A 20807-nucleotide genomic window follows, 5' to 3' on the forward strand; every position below is an offset into this window, starting at 1 on the left:
CGCTCAGGGTGCCTCGACCGCCGAAATCCGGTAGCGCGCCACCGACGCGTCGAGGATTTGCGCAGCCTGCTCGTCCGACGGCCCGGACCCGCGGAAACGCTCGAGGTCCGCATCGGACTCCCAGCGCTCGTACACGGTGATCCGGCCGGAGTCGAGCAGGTCGGCGCCCAAGGCGTACTCCAGGCAGCCGGGCGCCTCCCGCGCGAGGCGGACGGCTTCCGCGCACCCGTCCAGGTAGGCGGCGCGCTCCTCGGGAGCGACGGCGAGCCAGCCGGCGACGATGATCACGACGTGATCCGGTCGGCTTTGATCGTGAGCAGCAGGCGCGTCTGGTCGCGTCCGCCCCACCACGGGTACGGGCCGCCGAGGTAGCGCCGCGAAAGCTCCTCGATGTGCTCGACCGCGCCGTCCTCGGTCGTGTCGACGACCCGCCCGCGGACCGCGTAGTAGCGCGACGGCCGGTCGCGGTCGGCGACGTTGAGCGCCACCCGCGGGTCGCGCGCGATGTTGCGCTGCTTCTGGTGGCCCAGCACGGTGTTGACGAGGATGTGCGTGCCGTCGGTGTCCACCCAGGTCTGGGTGAGCTGCGGCGAGCCGTCCGGCATCACCGTCGAGAGGAAGCAGAGGCTGGGCCCGCGCAGCAGCGCGAGCAGGTCGTCGGGCAGTTCCACGGTGATCTCCCGCTAGAGCCGGTCGGGCGCTTCGATGCCGAGGAGGGAAAGCCCGAGCGCAAGCGTGTTCGACGTCAGCGTAGTCAACCTCAGGCGCGACGCGCGCAGTGAAGGCGAAGACGCCTTCAGCACGGGGCATTCCTCGAAGAACCGCGAGAACGCGACCGCGGTCTCGTACAGGTACGTACACAGCTTGTGCGGCGCGTAGCCGCCTGTCGCCGCCTTCAGCGCTTCGCCGAACCGAAGCAGCTTCACGGCCAACGCTCGTTCCGCCGGCGCTTCGAGCACGACGTCGTCGCCCTCGGGCAGACCGCCTGCCTTCCGCAGGATTGACCGCGTCCGCGCGTGCGCGTACTGGAGGTACACCGACGTGTTGCCCTCCTTGGCCAGCATCCGGTCCCACGCGAAGACGTAGTCGCGTTCGCGGTCGCCGGACAGGTCCGCGTACTTGACCGCGCCGATGCCCACGGCCCGGGCGACCTCGGCCTGGCCCGCGGCGTCGAGCTCACTGCGCTCGGCGACGACCGCGGCGGCCTGCGTCACGGCTTCGGTCAGCAGGTCGGCCAGCTTGACGGTCTCGCCGGCCCGGGTCCGCATGGCCTTGCCGTCCGCGCCCAGCACCGTGCCGAAGCCGATGTGCTCGGCGTGCCCGGTCAGCCAGCCGGCCGCGCGGCAGGCGGCGAACACCATCGCGAAGTGCTGCGCCTGGGGCGTCCCGACGACGTAGAGCAGGTCGGTCGCGCCGCGCTCCGACGTCCAGTACCGGACGGTCGCCAGATCCGTGGCGGCGTACCCGTAACCGCCGTCGCGCTTGCGGACGATCAGCGGCAGCCGGTCGCCTTCGCGGTTCCGGAACCCCTCGGGGAACACGCAGACCGCGCCGTCGCTGAGTTCGGTCAGCCCGGCCTCATCGAGGTCGTCGACGACCGCGGCGAGGGACGGGTTGTAGAAGCTCTCGCCGTAGATGTCCTGGTCCGTCAGGGAAATCCCGAGCAGCGCGTAGACCGCGTTGAAGTGCCGGGTCGACTCGTCGACGAGCTCCTGCCAGACGGCCAGAGTGTCTTCGTCCCCGCTCTGCAGCTTGACGACGCGGGTGCGCGCCCGCGTCGCGAACGCTTCGTCACTGTCGAATTTCTGCCGCGCTTCGCGGTAGAAGGCGTCGAGGTCGGCGATCGCGCGTTGCCCGGCGGAGACGTCGAGGAGGTGCTCGATGAGCATGCCGAACGGCGTGCCCCAGTCGCCGAGGTGGTTGTGCGGCAGCACTTCGTGCCCGGCGAACCGCAGCAGGCGGGCGAGCGCGTCGCCGATCACGGACGAGCGCAGGTGCCCGACGTGCATTTCCTTCGCCACGTTCGGGCTGCTGTAGTCGAGCGCGATCCGCCGGGGCGCCGAGGTTTCCGGCACGCCGAGACGCGGATCGGCGAGCAGCGCGCCCGCGCGGGCGGCCAGCCATTCCGTGCGCAGCACGAAGTTCAGGAAGCCCGGCCCGGCGATTTCCGGCGGCTCGGCGATTCCGTCGAGCTCCAGTGCGCCCGCGATCAGCCCGGCCACCTCCCGCGGCGGACGGCCGAGCTGCTTGCCCAGGCTCATCGCGAGGTTGGCCTGGTAGTCGACGCCGTCCCGCGGCGACGCCTGGACCAGCGCCTGCTCCGGCGTCAAGGTGACATCGAGGGCCCGGCCGGCGGCGGCCACCACTCGGCGCGCCAGCTCCTCGGTAACGTCGGCGGTCTGCACGGTGTCCCTCCTTCGGCTCGGTCACGGAAGCCCGCAGCGTAGCGAGCGTGACCGGCCGACGACGAAGGGTTTACCGCAGCTCGCTGCCCTTGGTCTCCGGCAGCGTGAGGATCACCGCGAACGCGATCGCGGCGCCCGCGGCGACGTACCAGAAGTAGAGCGTCGGCGACACGGCGCCGAACAGGGTGATGAGCAGGGGAGCGGTGCCACCGAAGATCGCGACGGTCAGGTTGTACCAGGCCCCGATGCCCAGCCCGCGCAGTTCGGTGGGGAACAGCTCGCTCATGATGGCCGGCGCGATCGACGTCATCGCCGTGTACAGGCCGAGCCCGACGCAGAACACCACGAGCAGCCCGCCGACGCCGGGGCCGATCAACGTGGACAGCGGCACGACGGCGACCGCGGTCGCCCCGGACCAGACGAGCAGCTGCGGTTTGCGGCCGAACCGGTCGGACAGCGCCCCGAGCGGGTACTGCAGGGCGATGAACAACGCCGTCCCGATCGACAGGGCGAGGAAGACGGCGTCGGCGTCGGCGTGCCGGTTCTTCACCGCGAACGACGTGAGCGCACTGAAGAAGGTGTAGTAGCAGAGGGTCGACAGCATCGTGAAACCGACGAGCCGGCCGACGGCCTTCGGGTGGTGGGTCAGCGTGGTCAGCAACGGCCGTTCGATCTTGCGCGCCTTGGTCTTGGTCTGCTCGAACAGCTCGGTCTCGGCGATGCTGCGGCGCAACCACAGCCCGACCAGGCCGAAGACGCCACCGAGCAGGAACGGCAGCCGCCAGCCCCACGACGCGAGCTGGGCCTTGTCCAGCGTCCGGGCCAGCACGAAGCCGAGCACGGTCGCGACGAGCACCGCCGACCCGGTCGAGATGTAGAAGAACGCCGAGTACCGGCCACGCCGCGCCGGCGGCGCGATCTCGCCCAGGTAGGCCGACGCGTTCGACACCTCCCCGCCGAGCGACAGCCCCTGCGCGACGCGCGCGAGCAGCAGCAGGCCCGGCGCCAACCAGCCGACCTGGGCGAACGTCGGCAGCAGCCCGATCGCCACCGACCCGCCCGCCATGAGCAGGATGGTGAGGATCATCGCGGGCTTCCGGCCGCGCGTGTCGGCGAAGCGCCCGAGCAGGACGCCGCCGAGCGGCCGGAAGAAGAACGCCAGCGCGTAGGTCGCGAAGGTGTTGATCAGCGCGAGGGTGTCGTTCCCGGAGGGGAAGAACGCACTGGCGAAGTAGATGCTGAACGTCGCGTAGATCGTCCAGTCGAACCACTCCAGCGCGTTCCCGGCGCTCGCCGCGAACAGCTTGCGCACGGGCAGCCGGTGGCGCTGCGACACCTCGACGGCGGATTCGGTCATGGCGGCCTCCACGTCACCCGAAGGTGGAACGGGACTTTGCCACATCCGTTCGCAGTGCGAAAGATCCCGACTGTTCGGCTTCCTCGTTCTCCTCCTTCCTCAGGCCGTGCTCGCCAGCGCGAACGGCAGCACCGCGGGCGCCCCGGCCCGCCGCAACAACCGCGCGGCCAGCGTCATCGTCCAGCCCGTGTCGATGACGTCGTCCACCAGCAGCACCGGCCCGGACGGCAGCGTCGCCGCGAGGTCGGCCGGCATGCTCAGCCGCCGCCAGAGGTCTGCCAGCCGTTGCGCGCTGTTCGCCTGGCGGGGTGGCGGGCCGTCCGCGTCGAGCGCGCCGAGGAAGTCCAGCCTGCCGATCTCCGCCAGCCTCGTCGCCAGGCTGTAGACGAGCTGCGGCCGCGTCGACGACGGCACCGCCACCACCGCCACCGGCCGTTCCGTCCACTGCCACCCGGCGAGCACCTGTACGCACGCCTTGAACACCGACTCGGGGACCTCGGCGTCCACCGCCTGCGGGCCGACGAGCTCCCGCAGCCGGTTGCCCCAGCCGACGTCGGTGAGCCGCCCGAGCACCTGGCCCGGCTCGGCCTGGTCGTCGGCCGAGATCCGGCCGGACACCGGAACGTCCAAAGAGGACATCCCGGTGGGCCACTGCTTGCGCGGGGCCACCTCGACCCCGGGCCGTTGCAGGCGTTCCCGGGTCGCGTCGACGACGTCCTCGGACACCGACGCGTCCCAGTGCGTCCCGGTGCAGTTGTCGCACCGGCCGCACGGCGCCGCCTCGGGATCGTCGAGCTGACGCCGCAGGTACTCCATCCGGCAGCCCCCGGTCGCGAGGTAGCCGAGCATCGCCTCCTGCTCGCGGTCGCGCGCCTCCGCGACCCGCTGGTACCGCCCGCGGTCGTACTGCCACTCCTCGCCCGTGCTCGTCCAGCCGCCCTTGACGCGCCGCACCGCGCCGTCGACGTCCAGCACCTTGAGCACCATTTCCAGCCGTGACCGGGAAAGCTCGACCGACGGCTCGAGCGCGGCCGTCGACAGCGGACGGTCGGCGTAGGCGAGCGTGTTCAGCACCTGCGTCACCCGCAGCTCGTCCGGGAAGGCCAGCGACCCGAAGTACGCCCAGATCGCCTTGTCCTCCTCGCCGGGCAGCAGCACGACCTCGGCGCGCTCGACGCCACGCCCGGCGCGGCCGACCTGCTGGTAGTACGCGATCGGCGACGACGGCGCACCGAGGTGGACCACGAACCCGAGGTCCGGCTTGTCGAACCCCATGCCCAGCGCGGACGTCGCGACCAGGGCCTTGACGCGGTTGCCGAGCAGGTCGTCCTCGGCGGCCTGCCGGTCGGCCGGGTCGGTCTTGCCCGTGTAGGCCGCCACCGGGTAGCCGCGGTCCTTCAGCAGCGACGCGACGTCGTGCGCCGCCGCGACGGTCAGCGTGTAGATGATCCCCGACCCGGGCAGTTCGGCCAGGTGTTCGGCGAGCCACGCCAGGCGCGCCTGCGACGTCGGCAGCCGGCACACCGACAGCCGCAGGCTCTCCCGGTCGAGGCTGCCGCGCAGCACGAGCGTGTCCGTGCCGGTGCCGAGGCCGAGCTGCTCGGCGACGTCGGTGACCACGCGGTCGTTCGCGGTCGCCGTCGTCGCCAGCACCGGCACGCCGTCCGGGAGGTCGCCCAGCAGCGTGCGCAGCCGCCGGTAGTCCGGCCGGAAGTCGTGCCCCCAGTCCGAGATGCAGTGCGCCTCGTCGACCACCAGCAGCCCGGTGCTCGCGGTCAGCTTCGGCAGCACGTTGTCGCGGAAGTCCGGGTTGTTCAGCCGCTCCGGGCTGACCAGCAGGACGTCCACCTCGCCGGCCGCCACCGACGCCTGGACCTGGTCCCACTCCTGCGGGTTGGCGGAGTTCATCGTCGCCGCGTGGATGCCGGCCCGCGCCGCCGCCGAGATCTGGTTGCGCATCAGGGCGAGCAGCGGCGACACGATGACCGTCGGCCCGCTGCCCTGTTCGCGCAGCAACGCCGTGGCCAGGAAGTACACCGCCGACTTGCCCCACCCGGTGCGTTGCACGACCAGCGCGCGGCGCCGCTGCGCGACCAGGGCCTCGATGGCCGTCCACTGGTCTTCGCGCAGCTTCGCCGAGTCGCCGGCCAGGGCCCGGAGGAGGGTCTCGGCGCGGTCGCGGAGGGCTGAGGCGGTGCTGGTCGTGTCCACGTCCCCACGTCTACCCCATGGGACCGACAGATCGGGAATCGGCGGCGCCGCGAACGGAGAGTTTGCGACCGATACCGGCCGTAATGTGACCTGAATCACACTTTTGACCCGGTCGGGCGGGGTGGCGAAGAGCACCGGGCCCGGCGGCCTCCGGCTGTATAGGCTCTCCGGTCATGTCACCACGGCGGATCGGGGTCATGGGCGGCACCTTCGACCCCGTGCACCACGGCCACCTCGTCGCGGCCAGCGAGGTCCAGTCCCGGTTCGGGCTGGACGAGGTGATCTTCGTCCCCACCGGGCAGCCGTGGCAGAAGACCGACCGCGAGGTGACCCGGGCCGAGGACCGCTACCTGATGACGGTGATCGCGACCGCGTCCAACCCGGTCTTCTCGGTCAGCCGCGTCGACATCGACCGCGGCGGCCAGACCTACACCGTGGACACCCTGCGCGACCTGCACGCCGAGTACCCCGGAGACGAGCTCTTCTTCATCACCGGCGCCGACGCCCTCGAGCAGATCCTGACCTGGCACAAGGCCGACGAGCTGTTCGACTTCGCGCACTTCATCGGCGTCACCCGGCCCGGCTACCGGCTCAACTCGCACCACCTGCCCAGCGGCAAGGTGAGCCTGGTCGAGGTCACCGCGATGGCGATTTCGTCCACCGGCTGCCGCGATCGGGTCGAACGCGGGGAGCCGGTCTGGTACCTCGTGCCCGACGGCGTCGTCCGCTACATCGCCAAAAAGGACCTGTACCGGAAGAGCGACTGAACCGCCGCTGGTGCCTGCGGGTACCCTTCTCGGGCGAACCCGATCTGGAAAAGGAGCACCGTGGCAGCCACGTCCGAGGCTCGAGAGCTGGCCGTAGCGGCCGCCCACGCGGCGGCGGACAAGAAGGCCAGCGACGTCGTCGTGCTGGACGTGTCCGAACAGCTCGTCATCACCGACGCCTTCGTCATCGCCTCCGCGTCCAACGAGCGCCTGGTCGGCGCGATCGTGGACAACGTCGAAGAAAAACTGCGGGAAAGCGGGCACAAGCCGGTCCGCCGCGAAGGCGCCCGGGAAGGGCGCTGGGTACTGCTCGACTACGTCGACGTCGTCGTGCACGTCCAGCACGTCGAAGAGCGCACCTTCTACGGCCTCGAGCGGCTGTGGAAGGACTGCCCGCGGATCGAGGTGGCCGGACTCGAGGAGCCACCCGCCGACGAGGACCCGGACGTCCCGTGAGCCCGCGGCGGCTGGTGCTCTGGCGTCACGGCGAGACGGACTACAACGCCGCCGGGCGGATGCAGGGTCACCTGGACTCCGCGCTGACCCCGCGCGGCTGGAACCAGGCCCGGTTCGCGGTGCCCGCACTGGCCCGCTTCTCGCCGGACCTGGTCATCGCGTCCGACCTGCGCCGAGCCACCGACACCGCCACCGTGCTCACCGACGCCATCGGCGTCCCCCTGCGGATCGACAAGCGGCTGCGCGAGACGCACCTCGGCGAGTGGCAGGGGCTCACCGGCGAAGAGGTCGACCAGGCCTACCCCGGTGAACGCGACCGCTGGCGCACCGACGCGACCTGGGCGCCCCCGGGCGGCGAGAACCGCGTCGACGTCGCCGACCGCGCGAGCGAAGTCGTCACCGACCTGCAGCAGGCCAACTCCGACGCGGGCGACACCGTGCTGCTGGCCGCGCACGGCGGGCTGATCATCGCGCTCACCGCGCGGCTGCTGAACCTGCCGGTCGAGATCTGGCCGTCGCTCGGCGGCATCTCGAACTGCCACTGGGTCGAGCTGGGCCGTCGCGACGGCAAGTGGCGGCTGAACGCCTACAACGCGGGGATGCACGGCTAGCCGATGGGGCCGCGCCTGCTGGTGTTCGGCGATTCGCTGAGCTTTCACGGTCCCGAAGGACCCTGCGCCGCCGACGAGCCGCGGCTGTGGCCCAATGTCGCGGCGGCCGCTCTCGGTGGCACCGCCGACCTGGTCGCGGGCATCGGCTGGACCGCGCGCGACGCCTGGTGGTCGCTGACCGGCGATCCGCGCGTGTGGGCCGACCTGCACCACGTCGACGCGGTCGTGTTCGCGATCGGCAGCATGGACACGCTGCCCTCGCCGTTGCCGACCTACCTGCGCACCGGGCTGCGGTACCTGCGGCCCGACCCGGTGCGGCGCGTCGTCCGCAAGGCTTATCTCGCGGCGCAACCGCGGCTTTCGGTCGCCTTCCGCGGCCGGCCCGCGGTGCTGCCGGCCAAACTGACCGTCCACTACCTCGACACGGCGGTGGGCGCCCTGCGCGTCCTGCGGCCCGAGCTGCCGATCTTCGGCTGGCTGCCCTCGGTGCACCGCGCCGCGGCCTACGGCGGCGTGCACACCGCGCGCCCGGCCGCGGCGGCGGCGATGGCGGCCTGGGGCGCGCGGGCGGGAGTTCCGTTGCTGGACCTCGAAGCCGTAGTGGGCGAGCACGTGCTCAGCGGCGCGGGCAACCCGGACGGCATGCACTGGGGCTGGCCGGGCCACGCCGCGGTGGGCGAGGCGATGTCCGTGTTGCTGGCACCGGTGCCGGCCTCCCGGCACGTAGGCTGACGGCGTGTCGGTCGCCGTAGTCACGGATTCCACCGCCCACCTGCCGGAGGGCTTCGCCGAACGGCACGCGGTCCGGGTGGTGCCGCTGCACGTCCTGGTCGACGGCGTGGTTTCGCTCGACGGCGTCGAGACCGGGCCGGCGGCGGTCGCGGAGGCGATGAAGCAGCGGAAGATCGTCACGACCTCACGGCCGACCCCCACCGAGTTCGCGGCGGAGTACCGGGCGGCGTTCGCGGACGGCGCGGACGCGATCGTGTCGGTGCACCTGTCACGCGAGCTGTCGGGCACCTGGGAAGCGGCGGTGCTGGCGGCGCAGGAGGTGGGGCCGGACCGGGTCCGCGTCGTCGACTCGCGGACCACCGCGATGGGCCTCGGGTTCGCCGCGCTGCACGCCGCTTCGGCCGCTTCCGCCGGAGCTTCGGCGGAAGCCGTCGAGGCCGCCGCCATGACGGCGGCCGGGTGCTCGTCGACGTTGTTCGTCGTGGAAACCCTGGACCACCTGCGCCGCGGCGGCCGGATCGGCCCGGCGGCGGCGCTGCTGGGCACGGCGCTGGCGGTGAAACCGGTGCTGCACATGTCCGACGGCCGGATCCTGCCGCTGGAGAAGGTCCGCACGATGAACCGGGCGATCGCCCGGCTGGTCGAGCTGGCCGCCGCGGCCGCGAAGGACGACGACGTCGAGCTCGCCGTCCACCACCTCGCGTCGCCGGAGCGGGCGGTCGAACTGGCGAACCGGCTGGAGGAGGCCGTGCCGCGCTCGGCGGGCTGCGTGGTTTCCGAGCTGGGCGCGGTGATCGGGGCGCACACCGGACCGGGGGTGCTGGGCGTGGTCGTCCAGCGCACGGTCCCGCCGGGGAACGGGCGCGCCGAACCCGCCAGCATGCCACCCGGGTACGACGAAAACGGCTGATCCCGGGCTCGGCACCGGCCATCCGTCCACAACACCCCGGTTGTCCACAGGACGCGGCGGCGCCCCTGTCGGACACTCCCCGCGGGCCCTAACGTCGATCGTGTGTTCGAGCAGACCGCCCGGGATCCGGGCCCTCCCGTCAACGACCGGCTCTCCTGGCTGGCCGACCAGTTCTCGCCCGACGAAAGCACGGTCGGGCCCGGCGGCCGGCTGATCCGGCGCTGGCTCCCGGGCGGATCAGCCGGAGCCGGCCGCCGCCGCTGGGCGCTGGCCGGCGTCCTGGCGGCGGTCGTGGTGATCGTCCTCGGCGCGGTCGCACTCACCGGCGGCCGCCCGGCGCCCGAGCCACCGCCCGCGCTGCCGAGCGCGCTGCCCGGCACAAAACCGGCGGCGGAGGCCCGAGCGGCACCACCGGCCGGTCTCGTGGTGAGCGTGATCGGGCGCGTCCGTTCACCGGGCCTGGTCTCGGTGCCCCAGGGCGCCCGGGTGGCCGACGTGCTGCGCGCGGCCGGCGGCGCCGAGCCGGGAGCGGACCTCCGCCAGCTGAACCTGGCCCGCAAGGTAACCGACGGCGAGCAGCTGGCGGTCGGCATCCCGGCGCCCATCGCGGTTCCCGGCGACCCGGCGGCCGCGGGAAAGGTCGACCTGAACACGGCAACCCCGGACCAGCTGGACACCCTCCCGGGCGTCGGCGAGGTGACGGCCAAGCGAATCGTCCAATGGCGCACCGACCACGGCGCCTTCGCCAAGGTCGAGCAACTGCGCGACGTCGACGGCATAGGCGAAAGCAAGTTCGCGCGACTGCGAGAGCAGGTGACGGTCGGATGAGCCCCCGCGTGCGACCCGCTGTGGCAGTACACCGCCGGCTGCGTCCCGGTGCCGCGGCCGGATCCGCGCGGGTACTCGGCCCACCGGCGCGGCGTGGGATGGCGCGGTTGCGTCGCCGTCTCTCGTTCGGCCGGACCTTCTCCTGCGGTCGGCTTGGTCCACCCGGGCTCGCCTTTCGGCGTTGCCTGTCGGGCCGGCTTGGCCGCCGTGTGCGGTTCGGTGAGGTTTCCCACCGGCGGTGGGATCCCGGTCCTGCGCGGGTGCCTGGTCGCCCGTCGTTCGGTTGGGCGAGCACCTTTTCCTGCAGTCGGCCCGGTCCAACCGGGCTCGCCTTTCGGTGTTGCTTGTCGGGCCGGCTTGGCCGCCGGGTGCGGTTCGGTGAGGTCTCCCACCGGCAAGTGGATCCCGGTCCTGCGCGAGTGCCCGATCGCTCTTCGTTCGGCCGGGCGAGCACCAGCCGGCCCGGTCCACCCGGGCTCGCCCACCTCCGGCAGCAGGTGACGGCCGGATGACCACCCTCCCCGCAACGGACACCCGGCAGGACATGCGGCTGGTCCCGGCCGCACTGACGTGCTGGCTCGCCGCTCTGATCGGCCTGCTGCTCGGCTGGTGGGCGGCCCTCGCCGCCGGACTCGGCTCGGCCGTGCTCGCCGGGCTGGTGCTCTGGCTGGCCCGCGCCCGGCCCCGGGCGCGCGGTGCGGCGGCGGCCCTGCTGGCGCTGGGCCTGCTCACCGCCGGTCCGGTCGCCTGGCGGATCCGCGACGCGCAGCACGACGAACTCCGCGCCGTCGCCGCCCAAGGGCTGCCCGCCGCGTTGCGGGTCGTCGTTGCCGAACGCCCGAAACCCGTGCGCAGCGCGGGGTACGCCGATCGGCAGGCCGGTGCCCGGTCGGTCGTGCTCGCGGCCGACGTACTCACCGTGTCCGTCGACGGCCGGCCCGTCCCGTCGTCCGGGCGCGTCCTGCTCCTGGCGCCGGTCGCGCAGTGGACTTCCCTGCTGCCAGGCCAAGAACTCGCCGTGACCGGGCTGCTGATGCCGCCGCGCGGCTCGGACCTGACCGTCGCGGTGCTCTCCGTGCGCGGACCACCGGGCGAGCCCGGCCCGGCGCCGTGGTGGCAACGGACCGCAGCCTGGCTGCGCACCGGCTTGCACGACCTGTGCCAAGACCTGCCCGACGAACCCGGGGGCCTCCTGCCGGGCCTCGTACTCGGCGACACGAGCGCGCTGTCGCCGCGCGTCGAGCAGGAGTTCGTCACCGCGGGCCTCGCGCACCTCACCGCGGTCAGCGGCGGGAACCTGGCGGTCGTCTGCGGTGCGGTGCTGCTCCTGCTGCGCCTGCTCCGGCTCGGGCCGCGGTTGTCGGCGACGGCGGCCGGGACGTGCCTGGCCGGGTTCCTCGTCCTGGTCGGCCCGGAGCCGAGCGTGCTGCGGGCGGGCGTCATGGCGGCGGTGGCGTTGCTGGCGCTGGCCTTGGGACGGCGAGGGTCGGCGCTGCCCGCGCTCGCGTTCGCGGTGTGCGTGCTGGTGGTGGCGGATCCGGCGATGGCCACGGACTTCGGGTTCGCCCTGTCGGTCTGCGCCACCGCCGGGCTCGTCCTGCTCGCGCCCCGCTGGGCCGGTGCGCTGGTCCGCCGCGGGATCCCGCCGGGCTTCGCCGAAGGGCTCGCGATCCCGCTGGCGGCCTTCCTCGTGACAGCGCCGGTCCTCGCCGGCATGGCGGGCTCGGTGAGCCTGGTTTCGGTGCTGACCAACATCCTCGCCGCCCCCGTGGTGGCGCCGGCGACGGTGCTGGGCGTGCTCGCGACGCTGACCGGTCCGTGGTGGCCGGGCGCCGGGAAGGTCCTGGTGCACCTGGCCGATCCCGAAGCCCGCTGGCTGATCACGGTGGCCCGGCACGGCGCACGGGCCCCGGGCGCGGTCATCACCTGGCCCGGCGGCTGGGTGGGCGGGCTCCTCGCGGCCGCCGCCCTTGGCGCGCTGGTGCTCGCGGCGCGGCACCGGCGCGTGCGGGTGCTCCTGGCCGTGCTCGTCGTCGGGGCGCTGCTGGTGTTCGTGCCGGTGAAGGTGCTGGCGCCGGGCTGGCCACCGCGGAACTGGGCGGTGGTCGAGTGCGACGTCGGTCAGGGTGACGCCGTCGTGCTGGCGACCGCGTCGCCCGGCCGCGCGGTTGTCATCGACACCGGACCCGAGCCGGGCCCGGTCGACGAGTGCCTGCACCGGCTGGGCGTCGACCGGATCCCGCTGCTGGTGCTGAGCCACCTGCACGCCGACCACATCGGCGGGCTCCCCTCGGTCTTCGACGGCCGGGCGGTGGGCGCCATCGCCGTCGGGCCCGGGCGCGCGCCGGAGTGGGCGTGGCGGCAGGTCGCCGCGGAAGCGGCCCGGCAGGCGGTGCCGCTGGTGGAGCTGAGCCCGGGGGAGCGGCTGGAGTGGCCCGGGCTGTCCCTGAACGTGCTCGGCCCGCGGTACGTGCCGTCCCGCTCACCCGGGCAGCAGGACGGCACCACGATCAACAACAGTTCCGTGGTGCTGCGCGCGGAAACCCCGGCCGGCCGGGTCCTGCTGACCGGCGACGTCGAGCTGGCGGCACAGGCGGACCTGCTGGCGGACATCGGAGACTTGAGAGCGGAGGTCCTGAAAGTTCCCCACCACGGCTCGCGATACTCGCTGCCGGCGTTCCTCGCGGCGGTGGGGCCCCGGGTGGCGTTGGTGAGCGTCGGCGCGGGAAATACGTACGGCCACCCGAACAAGTCCACATTGGACACATTGACGGCGTTGGGAGCCCGGGTGACGAGAACGGACCTCGACGGCGACACGGCTGTGGTACCCGACCCGGCAGGCCCGGCACTAGCGCGGCGCGGCGAGCCCCGCGGACCGCCGCGCCGCTGACCCGCGGCGGGCAGGCCGTGCTGCTCGGCCGGGCCTGGTGGCGCGGCGAAACTGGCCGAGGGACCGCCGCCCGTGGGCTGATGAAGCTGCCCACAGGGCCGAGCGTGGTAGCCGTGCTCAGACCGCTGCCTCGTCGCCGAACCGCTTGCCGGGGGTGGGTGGGCAAGCTCTGCCCACCCACCCCGGGCGGTGGCTCAGTAGCCGAGGGCCTTGTTCACCGCGGCGGCCGACGGCGGCAGCGTCGCCTTCGGGCCGACGTGGTTCTCGATCGCGTCCAGGGTCTTGAGGCCGTCGCCGGTGATGAGGAGGACCGTCTCCGCGTCCGGGTCCAGCTTGCCCGTCTCGACCAGCTTCTTCGCCGTCGCGACCGTCACCCCGCCGGCCGTCTCGGTGAAGATGCCCTCGGTGCGGGCCAGCAGGCGGATGCCTTCGACCACCTCTTCGTCCGAGACGTCCTCGATCGCGCCGCCGGTGCGGTTGACGATGTCGAGCACGTACGGGCCGTCGGCCGGGTTGCCGATCGCCAGCGAGCGGGCGATCGTGTCCGGCTTGACCGGCTGGACCACGTCGTGGCCTTCGCGGAAGGCCGCCGACACCGGGGAGCAGCCGGTCGCCTGGGCGCCGAACACCTTGTACGGGCTGGCTTCCACCAGGCCGAGCTGGCCCAGCTCGCGGAAACCCTTGTCCACCTTGGTCAGCTGCGAACCGGAGGCGATCGGGACGACGATCTGCGGCGGGATGCGCCAGCCGAGCTGCTCGGCGACCTCGAAGGCCAGCGTCTTCGAGCCCTCCGAGTAGTACGGCCGGACGTTCACGTTCACGAACGCCCACTTCGGGTGCTCACCGGCGAGCTCGGTGGCGAGGCGGTTGACGTCGTCGTAGTTGCCGTCGATGGCGAGGAGGTCGCCGTCGTAGACCGCGGTGGTGAGGATCTTGGCGCGCTCGAGGGTCTTGGGGATCAGCACGACCGACCGCCAGCCGGCGCGGGCCGCGGCGGCGGCCGTCGCGTTGGCCAGGTTGCCGGTCGACGGACACGCGAGCACCTCGAACCCGAACTCGCGGGCCGCGGCCAGCGCGACCGCGACCACGCGGTCCTTGAACGAGTGCGTCGGGTTTCCGGTGTCGTCCTTGACCCACACGCGCTTGAGGCCGAGTTCCTTGGCGAGGCGGTCGGCGCGGACCAGCCGCGTCGCGCCCGGCTCGGTGTTCGGGATCTCTTCGACGTTGGACGGAACCGGGAGGAGCTTCTTGTAGCGCCAGATGTTCTTCGGGCCCGCCTCGATGTCCTCGCGGCGCACACGGCCGAAGTCGTAGGCGACCTCGAGCGGCGAGAAGTCTTCGGCGGAAACGAACTCCGGGGCGAGCGGCTGCCGGTGGCCCTCTTCCTTCGACACCAGTTCGACGGCGGGACCGAGATCCGGGGTCTTGGTGGTGGAGGTCGTGCCGAGGGTGGCGGTCATCGCGAGGTTCCTTTCCTCATCTGCCCCGCCGAAGCGGGCCGGAATTGGCACCGTGGTCGTCAGCTACCCCGCGATCGCGGGATGACAGGCTGTACGCCGGTTGCCGGGGCTTCGTCGGGCCGTTCCCTCTGCCCCTCTGGATGAGCGGTATTCGGTTGTCGGTGCACGCACGCCGGATCTCCCCGGGGCGGCTGCCTCGGCTACACCGTACGACATCGCGCGCGGGCCGTGCCACGGTGGCCGGTCGACATCACCGGAGCGGGGGCACGACAGCGCAAGTGAGAAGATTCCGGGGTGACCGCGCAAGCCACCGCCCCGGCCCCGCTGCACCTGGTGCTGGGCGAGGAAGAACTGCTGATCGAGCGGGCCGTCCGCGAAACGCTCGCGGCCGCCCGCGCGATGGACGCGACGGCGGAGCTGACCCGGGCCCGGGTGTCCGATCTCACAGCCCCCGAGCTGGCCGAACTGGTCAGTCCGTCGCTGTTCAGCGAGGGCCGGGTGATCGTCCTCGAGTCGGCCCAGGACATCTCGCAGGAGCTGGCCGACGCCGTGGCGAGCTACCTGAAGGACCCGGCGGACGGGGTCGTGCTCGTCGTCGTGCACACCGGCGGTGGCCGCAGCAAGGCGGGCAAGACGCTCCCGGCGGCGCTGAAGAAGGCCGGAGCCGAGGTCACGGAGTGCCCGAAGCTGACCAAGCCGGCCGAGCGGGAGCAGTTCGTGCGCCACGAGGTGCGCCGGGTGGGCGGCAAAATCGACCCGGCCGGGGTCGCCGCGCTGATCGACGCCGTCGGCTCCGACCTGCGGGAACTCTCCTCCGCGGCGACGCAGCTGGTCGCGGACACGGACGGCGCCGTCGACGCCGAGGCGGTCCGCCGCTACCACCGCGGCCGCGCCGACGTGACCGGGTTCGCGGTCGCGGAGAAGGCGGTGAGTGGTGACCGAGCGGCGGCGCTGGAGTCACTGCGCTGGGCGATGCAGCTGGGGGTCCCGCACGTCCTGGTCGCCGACGCGCTGGCCGACGCGGTCCGCACGATCGCCCGGGTCTCCGGCGCCGGCCGGGGCAACCCGAACCAGCTGGCGGGCGAGCTGGGCATGCCGCCGTGGAAGATCCGCAAGGCCCAGGGCCAGTCCCGCGGCTGGAACCCCGACGGCCTGGCGGTGGCTATGCGCGTGGTGGCGAGGCTGAACGCCGAGGTCAAAGGTGTGGCGGCGGACCCGGGCTACGCGCTGGAGCGAGCGGTCCTCGAGGTCGCCGCAGCCAAGGGCGATCGCTGACCGCAGCGCCGAGCTACGCATTGAAGGGCACGTGCTGTAGGCGGGCCAGGCGCTGGAGGGCCTGCGGGCGACCGCTGGGCCGCGCGCTGGAGGGCGCGGTTCTCGATGCGGCCGCCGAGCGTGCGGGCGGACTCGAGCTACGCGCCGGAGGCGACCCGCTGACCGCTGCGGGACGGACCCGAGCTGCGGGAAACGCGGTCCTCAAGGCGACTGCCGCAGAGCAACGCCGGAAACCCGCCCGGCCCTTACCGGGCGGCTGGCTCGCGGCGAAAGGCCCGGCCACCCCACGCGCCCCCGACCCCCTACCCCGCGCATGAAGAAGGCCCCGGCCGAAGCCGGGGCCTTCCCAGAAATCAAACCAGCTCAGAGCGCGTTGACGCGCTTCGCCAGCGCCGACTTCTTGTTCGCGGCCTGGTTGGCGTGGATGACGCCCTTCGAGACCGCCTTGTCCAGCTTCTGGGCGGCGTCGCGCTGCAGCTCGGTGGCCTTGGCCTTGTCGCCGGCCTCCGCCGCTTCGCGGACCTTGCGGATCGCGGTCTTCACCGAGGACCGGATCGCCTGGTTGCGCTGACGCGCCTTCTCGTTCGTCGTGATGCGCTTGATCTGCGACTTGATGTTGGCCATAGGGCAACTCCTGTTTCACTCGGTGAGATCGCCGCCGCGCTGAAGTGGCCCCGGTAAAACCGGGTTTCCTCCATTACGGAATGCCGCACGGGCAGCGAGCGTCCACTCTAACAGCCGGGCCGGCGGCGGGAGTACGGTGGGCGGCGGTAGTGCCTAGGGTTCCGTCGCCGGCCTGCGCCTGCAGTCCACAACCAGGGCCGGCGGGGCTGGTCCGAGCGGCACCGTCGGCGGGCCCGGACGGCCCGTCGTTCATCTGACGGGGCAAAAGCCTGGAGGACCCGGTTTTCGCACGCGCGAAAACCCGAAGGGGTCCCGTGAACGCCACCGCCTTGTCCCTCGTGCTCGTCGCCGCCGTCGTGCACGCCGTCTGGAACCTCGCCGCCAAGCGGGTCACCTCCGGGGGCACCCAGTTCGTCTGGCTCTACTACACCGCCTCCGCCGTCCTGCTGTTGCCCGTCACCGTCGTGCTGCTCGTCGTGGAAACCGACCGTCCACAGTGGAGCTGGCTGGTCGCCGCCGTCGTGACCTCGGTCCTGCACATCGGCTACGGCATCGTGCTGCAGCGCGGGTACCGGGTCGGCGACCTCTCCGTCGTCTACCCCGTCGCGCGCGGCACCGGACCCTTGCTTTCGGTGCTGGCCGCCGTCCTGGTGCTCGGCGAACGCCCCGGTCCGCTCGGCCTGGCCGGCGCGTTCCTGGTCGTCGCCGGGGTGCTGGTGATCAGCACCGGACGCCGGGCCGACGACCCGCGCGCGGTGAAAGCCGGCATCCTCTACGGCCTCCTGACCGGCGCCGTCATCGCCGGGTACACGCTCTGGGACGCGCACGCCGTGACCGGCCTCGGGGTGCCGCCGGTCGTCTACTTCGGGCTCGGCTCGGTGCTGCAGAGCGTCCTGCTCGTGCCCGGTGCGCTCGCCGACCGCGGCGAGGTGGCCCGGATCTGGCGCGAGCAGCGGCGCGAGGTCCTCGTCGTCGCCGTGCTGTCGCCGGTCGCCTACGTCCTCGTGCTGATCGCCCTCACCACGGCGCCGGTCAGCCTGGTCGCGCCCGCGCGGGAGCTGAGCATCGTGCTCGGCAGCCTCGCCGCGTGGCTGGTGCTGGGCGAGCGTGACGCCGGGCGGCGGCTGGCCGGGGCGGTGATCGTGTTGTCCGGCATCGCCGCGATTGCGGCCGCCTGAGCCCGTCCGGTAGGCATGGTCGGATGGAGATCCTCAAGAGCCGGGTCCTGATCCGCCCGCGTGACGTCGCCGCGTCCACGGCGTTCTACCGCGACACCCTCGGCCTGGCCGTGGAGCGGGAGTTCCCGGGCGGCACCGTGTTCTTCCTCGGCCACGGCTCGCTCGAGGTCTCCGGCCGGGGCGAGGCGGGCGCGTCGCCCGATCTGGTGCTCTGGCTGCAGGTCCGGGACCTCGCCGGCACCCTGGCCGGCCTGAAGGCCAACGGCCTGGAGCCGGTGCGGGACGCCCGGCGCGAGCCCTGGGGCCTCGACGAGGCCTGGATCGCCGATCCGGACGGCACGCGCATCGTGCTGGTCGAGGTGCCCGAGGGCCACCCGATCCGCACGGACACCCGCTAGGCGGGCTTGACGGCGCGCAGCTGCGCGGCGAGCGCGGCGAAGCCCGGCGGCTCCCAGGTCCAGGTCTGCAGGTCGGCGAAACCGGCGGCGGCCGCTTCGTCGGCCAAGACGTGCCTGCTCACCGGCAGCCACTTCTCGTGCGCGGACAGCAGCAGCCGGCCGCCGGGGCGCACCACCCGGAACAGCTCGGCGAACCCGGCCGCGCGGTCGTCCCACAGCATGACGTTGTTCACGCTCAGCACGACGTCCACGGACGCGTCCGGCTCGCCAGTGTGCGCGGCGGACCCTTCGCGCAGCTCGGCGCGGTCGCCGCAGCGCTCGTGGCAGAGCCCGAGCATCTCGGGGGAGGGGTCGACGCCGACGGCGCGCCCGGCCAGCCGGGCGGCGGCGGCCAGGCCGACGCCCGGGCCGGGCCCGACGACCAGGACGGTCTCGTGCGGTTCGATCTTCGCCAGGTCGACGATGCGGTGTTCGGTGGCGGCGTTGCCCCTCGCCATCACCCAGCCGCCGAGGCGGCCGAGTACGCCGGACGGGTGGCCGAAGGCCCGGTCGAGGACGCGGGCGAAGCCGTCTGGGCCCGGCTGAGGAGGGGGTGCCGGCTGGTGCGGAGTGCTCATACTTCGAGGGCACCACTTCTCGGATCGGCCCGCATCGGGGATGACCCCCACCCGCACCCGGAGGGTCATGGGAACATAGAGGTGGCCATCCCCGACTTTCCGAGGACTCATTCGAGTGACAGCGCTCAACAAGTTCGCCGACACCACCTTCACGCCGCCGGAGCTCATCCGGAACTTCTGCATCATCGCGCACATCGACCACGGCAAGTCCACCCTGGCCGACCGCATGCTGCAGCTCACCGGCGTCGTGGAAGAGCGGGCCATGCGCGCTCAGTACCTCGACCGGATGGACATCGAGCGCGAGCGCGGCATCACGATCAAGGCGCAGAACGTCCGGCTGCCCTGGAAGGTCGACGGGCAGGACCACGTCCTGCACATGATCGACACGCCCGGCCACGTGGACTTCACCTACGAGGTCTCCCGGGCCCTGGAGGCGTGCGAAGGCGCCGTCCTGCTGGTCGACGCGGCGCAGGGGATCGAGGCCCAGACGCTGGCCAACCTCTACCTCGCGCTGGAGAACAACCTCCAGATCATCCCGGTGCTGAACAAGATCGACCTGCCCTCGGCCGACCCCGACAAGTACGCGGGTGAGCTCGCCCACATCATCGGCTGCGAGCCCGAGGACGTGCTGCGGGTCTCGGCCAAGACCGGCATGGGCGTCGGCGAGCTGCTCGACGAGGTCGTCAAGCAGGTCCCGGCGCCGCAGGGCGACGCCGACGCGCCCGCCCGCGCGATGATCTTCGACTCGGTCTACGACACCTACCGCGGCGTCGTCACCTACATCCGGGTCGTCGACGGCAAGATCACCCCGCGCGAGCGGATCCGGATGATGTCGACCGGCGCCACGCACGAGCTCCTCGAGGTCGGGATCATCTCGCCCGAGCCCAAGCCGAGCAAGGGCCTCGGCGTCGGCGAGGTCGGCTACCTGATCACCGGTGTGAAGGACGTCCGCCAGTCGAAGGTCGGCGACACCGTGACTTCGGAGCGCCGCGGCGCGAAGGAGCCGCTGGCCGGCTACCGCGAGCCGAAGCCGATGGTCTACTCCGGACTGTACCCGGTGGACGGTTCGGACTACCCGGAGCTGCGCGAGGCCCTGGACAAGCTTCAGCTGAACGACGCGGCGCTGGCCTACGAGCCGGAGACGTCGGTGGCGCTCGGCTTCGGCTTCCGCTGTGGCTTCCTCGGCCTGCTGCACCTGGAGATCACCCGCGACCGGCTCGAGCGCGAGTTCGGCCTCGACCTGATCTCGACGGCGCCGAACGTCATCTACCGCGTGGTGCTGGAGGACCGCAGCGAGGTGGTCGTGACCAACCCGTCGGACTGGCCGACCGGGCTGAAGATCGCCGAGGTGCACGAGCCGGTGTCGAAGGTGAGCATCCTCGCGCCGTCGGAGTTCGTCGGCACGATCATGGAGCTGTGCCAGACGAAGCGCGGCACCCTGCTCGGCATGGACTACCTGTCCGAGGACCGCGTCGAACTGCGCTACAACATCCCGCTCGCGGAAATCATTTTTGACTTCTTCGACACGCTGAAGTCGCGTACGCGCGGCTACGCGTCTCTCGATTACGAAGAGGCCGGCGAGCAGATTTCGGACCTCGTCAAGGTGGACATCCTGCTGCAGGGCGAAACCGTCGACGCGTTCTCGGCGATCGTGCACAAGGACGCGGCCTACGGCTACGGCAACCGGATGGCGACGCGGCTGCGCGAGCTGATCCCGCGCCAGCAGTTCGAGGTCCCGATCCAGGCGGCGGTCGGTTCGCGGATCATCGCGCGCGAAACGATCCGCGCGATCCGCAAGGACGTGCTCGCCAAGTGCTACGGCGGTGACATCTCGCGGAAGCGGAAGCTGCTGGAAAAGCAGAAGGAAGGCAAGAAGCGGATGAAGACCGTCGGCCGGGTCGAGGTCCCGCAGGAAGCCTTCGTCGCCGCACTGTCCACTGAGGACTCCGGGAAGAAGAAGTAACTGTTCTGCTGATGTGACAGCGGCGCCCATATTCACGCGGTGGTGTGAATATGGGCGCCGAACTCGCGTTCGATGCGGTTTCTGTCGGTGGTCTCTGGTCTCCTCTGGTGTGAAGAGCGAAAGGA

Annotated in this window: 19 protein-coding genes and 1 riboswitch; of the genes, 11 read left to right on the forward strand and 8 right to left on the reverse strand. The window is 72.2% G+C overall.

Features of this window, described 5'->3' with window-relative positions; translation table 11 throughout:
- Nucleotides 1-3: 3 nt before the first annotated feature.
- From ABZW17_RS02280 to ABZW17_RS02300, 5 genes are all read right to left on the reverse strand, one after another.
- Nucleotides 4-288, reverse strand: a complete 285-nt coding sequence (locus ABZW17_RS02280) for an antibiotic biosynthesis monooxygenase family protein (protein ID WP_354808789.1) — start codon at nt 286-288, stop codon at nt 4-6.
- Nucleotides 285-671, reverse strand: coding sequence for a PPOX class F420-dependent oxidoreductase (locus tag ABZW17_RS02285; protein ID WP_354808791.1), 387 nt, complete (start codon nt 669-671; stop codon nt 285-287). Before ABZW17_RS02285 ends, ABZW17_RS02280 begins: the two co-directional genes overlap by 4 nt.
- Nucleotides 672-683: 12 nt before the next feature.
- The gene (argS, locus tag ABZW17_RS02290; protein ID WP_354808793.1) at nt 684-2405 is read right to left on the reverse strand and encodes an arginine--tRNA ligase; all 1722 of its coding nucleotides are present in this window, start codon (nt 2403-2405) and stop codon (nt 684-686) included.
- Between the two features lie 70 nt (nt 2406-2475).
- Entirely contained in the window at nt 2476-3762 is a 1287-nt protein-coding gene (locus tag ABZW17_RS02295) for an MFS transporter (RefSeq protein WP_354808795.1), read from the reverse strand.
- Between the two features lie 99 nt (nt 3763-3861).
- Nucleotides 3862-5973 carry a RecQ family ATP-dependent DNA helicase gene (locus tag ABZW17_RS02300; protein ID WP_354808797.1) on the reverse strand — a complete coding sequence of 704 codons (2112 nt, stop codon included), beginning with the start codon at nt 5971-5973 and terminating at the stop codon, nt 3862-3864.
- 173 nt (nt 5974-6146) lie between these two features.
- On the opposite strand from ABZW17_RS02300, the gene nadD reads away from it, so the two are divergent.
- The 7 genes from nadD to ABZW17_RS02335 all read left to right on the forward strand — a co-directional run bounded on the left by nadD (nt 6147) and on the right by ABZW17_RS02335 (nt 13167).
- Nucleotides 6147-6740, forward strand: a complete 594-nt coding sequence (nadD, locus tag ABZW17_RS02305) for a nicotinate-nucleotide adenylyltransferase (protein ID WP_103343440.1) — start codon at nt 6147-6149, stop codon at nt 6738-6740.
- Nucleotides 6741-6800: 60 nt separating this feature from the next.
- Nucleotides 6801-7196 (forward strand): ribosome silencing factor, encoded by a 396-nt coding sequence (rsfS, locus tag ABZW17_RS02310; protein ID WP_003067112.1) that lies wholly within the window; start codon nt 6801-6803, stop codon nt 7194-7196.
- Entirely contained in the window at nt 7193-7807 is a 615-nt protein-coding gene (locus ABZW17_RS02315) for a histidine phosphatase family protein (RefSeq protein WP_354808800.1), read from the forward strand. Before rsfS ends, ABZW17_RS02315 begins: the two co-directional genes overlap by 4 nt.
- 3 nt (nt 7808-7810) lie before the next feature.
- Nucleotides 7811-8539, forward strand: a complete 729-nt coding sequence (gene octT / locus ABZW17_RS02320) for a diglucosylglycerate octanoyltransferase (RefSeq protein ID WP_354808802.1) — start codon at nt 7811-7813, stop codon at nt 8537-8539.
- A 4-nt stretch (nt 8540-8543) separates the two neighbouring features.
- On the forward strand, nt 8544-9449 hold the full coding sequence (locus ABZW17_RS02325) for a DegV family protein (RefSeq protein ID WP_354808804.1): 906 nt from the start codon (nt 8544-8546) through the stop codon (nt 9447-9449).
- 102 nt (nt 9450-9551) lie between these two features.
- On the forward strand, nt 9552-10277 hold the full coding sequence (locus ABZW17_RS02330; protein WP_354808806.1) for a ComEA family DNA-binding protein: 726 nt from the start codon (nt 9552-9554) through the stop codon (nt 10275-10277).
- 508 nt (nt 10278-10785) lie between these two features.
- Nucleotides 10786-13167, forward strand: a complete 2382-nt coding sequence (locus tag ABZW17_RS02335) for a ComEC/Rec2 family competence protein (RefSeq protein WP_354808808.1) — start codon at nt 10786-10788, stop codon at nt 13165-13167.
- 194 nt (nt 13168-13361) lie between these two features.
- Here the strand turns inward: ABZW17_RS02335 and thrC are convergent, their stop codons facing one another.
- A complete protein-coding gene (thrC, locus tag ABZW17_RS02340; RefSeq protein WP_103348795.1) occupies nt 13362-14627 on the reverse strand; it encodes a threonine synthase in 1266 nt (421 codons plus the stop codon).
- Nucleotides 14628-14640: 13 nt separating this feature from the next.
- A riboswitch (SAM riboswitch) is annotated at nt 14641-14774 on the reverse strand.
- Between the two features lie 147 nt (nt 14775-14921).
- Here thrC and holA point away from each other — a divergent pair.
- Nucleotides 14922-15902 carry a DNA polymerase III subunit delta gene (holA, locus tag ABZW17_RS02345; protein ID WP_354808810.1) on the forward strand — a complete coding sequence of 327 codons (981 nt, stop codon included), beginning with the start codon at nt 14922-14924 and terminating at the stop codon, nt 15900-15902.
- Between the two features lie 363 nt (nt 15903-16265).
- Here holA and rpsT read toward each other — a convergent pair whose 3' ends face one another.
- Nucleotides 16266-16526 carry a 30S ribosomal protein S20 gene (gene rpsT, locus ABZW17_RS02350; protein WP_003091058.1) on the reverse strand — a complete coding sequence of 87 codons (261 nt, stop codon included), beginning with the start codon at nt 16524-16526 and terminating at the stop codon, nt 16266-16268.
- A gap of 314 nt (nt 16527-16840) precedes the next feature.
- Here rpsT and ABZW17_RS02355 point away from each other — a divergent pair, with 314 nt between their 5' ends.
- Together ABZW17_RS02355 and ABZW17_RS02360 are read left to right on the forward strand one after the other, a co-directional pair.
- Complete coding sequence (locus ABZW17_RS02355) at nt 16841-17704, forward strand: DMT family transporter (protein ID WP_354808813.1); 864 nt, start codon at nt 16841-16843, stop codon at nt 17702-17704.
- Between the two features lie 23 nt (nt 17705-17727).
- Entirely contained in the window at nt 17728-18102 is a 375-nt protein-coding gene (locus ABZW17_RS02360; protein ID WP_354808815.1) for a VOC family protein, read from the forward strand.
- Here the strand turns inward: ABZW17_RS02360 and ABZW17_RS02365 are convergent.
- Entirely contained in the window at nt 18099-18719 is a 621-nt protein-coding gene (locus ABZW17_RS02365) for a methyltransferase domain-containing protein (RefSeq protein ID WP_354808817.1), read from the reverse strand. The genes ABZW17_RS02360 and ABZW17_RS02365 overlap by 4 nt on opposite strands.
- Nucleotides 18720-18834: 115 nt before the next feature.
- On the opposite strand from ABZW17_RS02365, the gene lepA reads away from it, so the two are divergent.
- On the forward strand, nt 18835-20682 hold the full coding sequence (lepA, locus tag ABZW17_RS02370; RefSeq protein ID WP_354808819.1) for a translation elongation factor 4: 1848 nt from the start codon (nt 18835-18837) through the stop codon (nt 20680-20682).
- The last annotated feature ends 125 nt before the right edge of the window (nt 20683-20807 follow it).

The organism is Amycolatopsis sp. NPDC004625 (assembly GCF_040609695.1).
Classification (GTDB): domain Bacteria; phylum Actinomycetota; class Actinomycetes; order Mycobacteriales; family Pseudonocardiaceae; genus Amycolatopsis.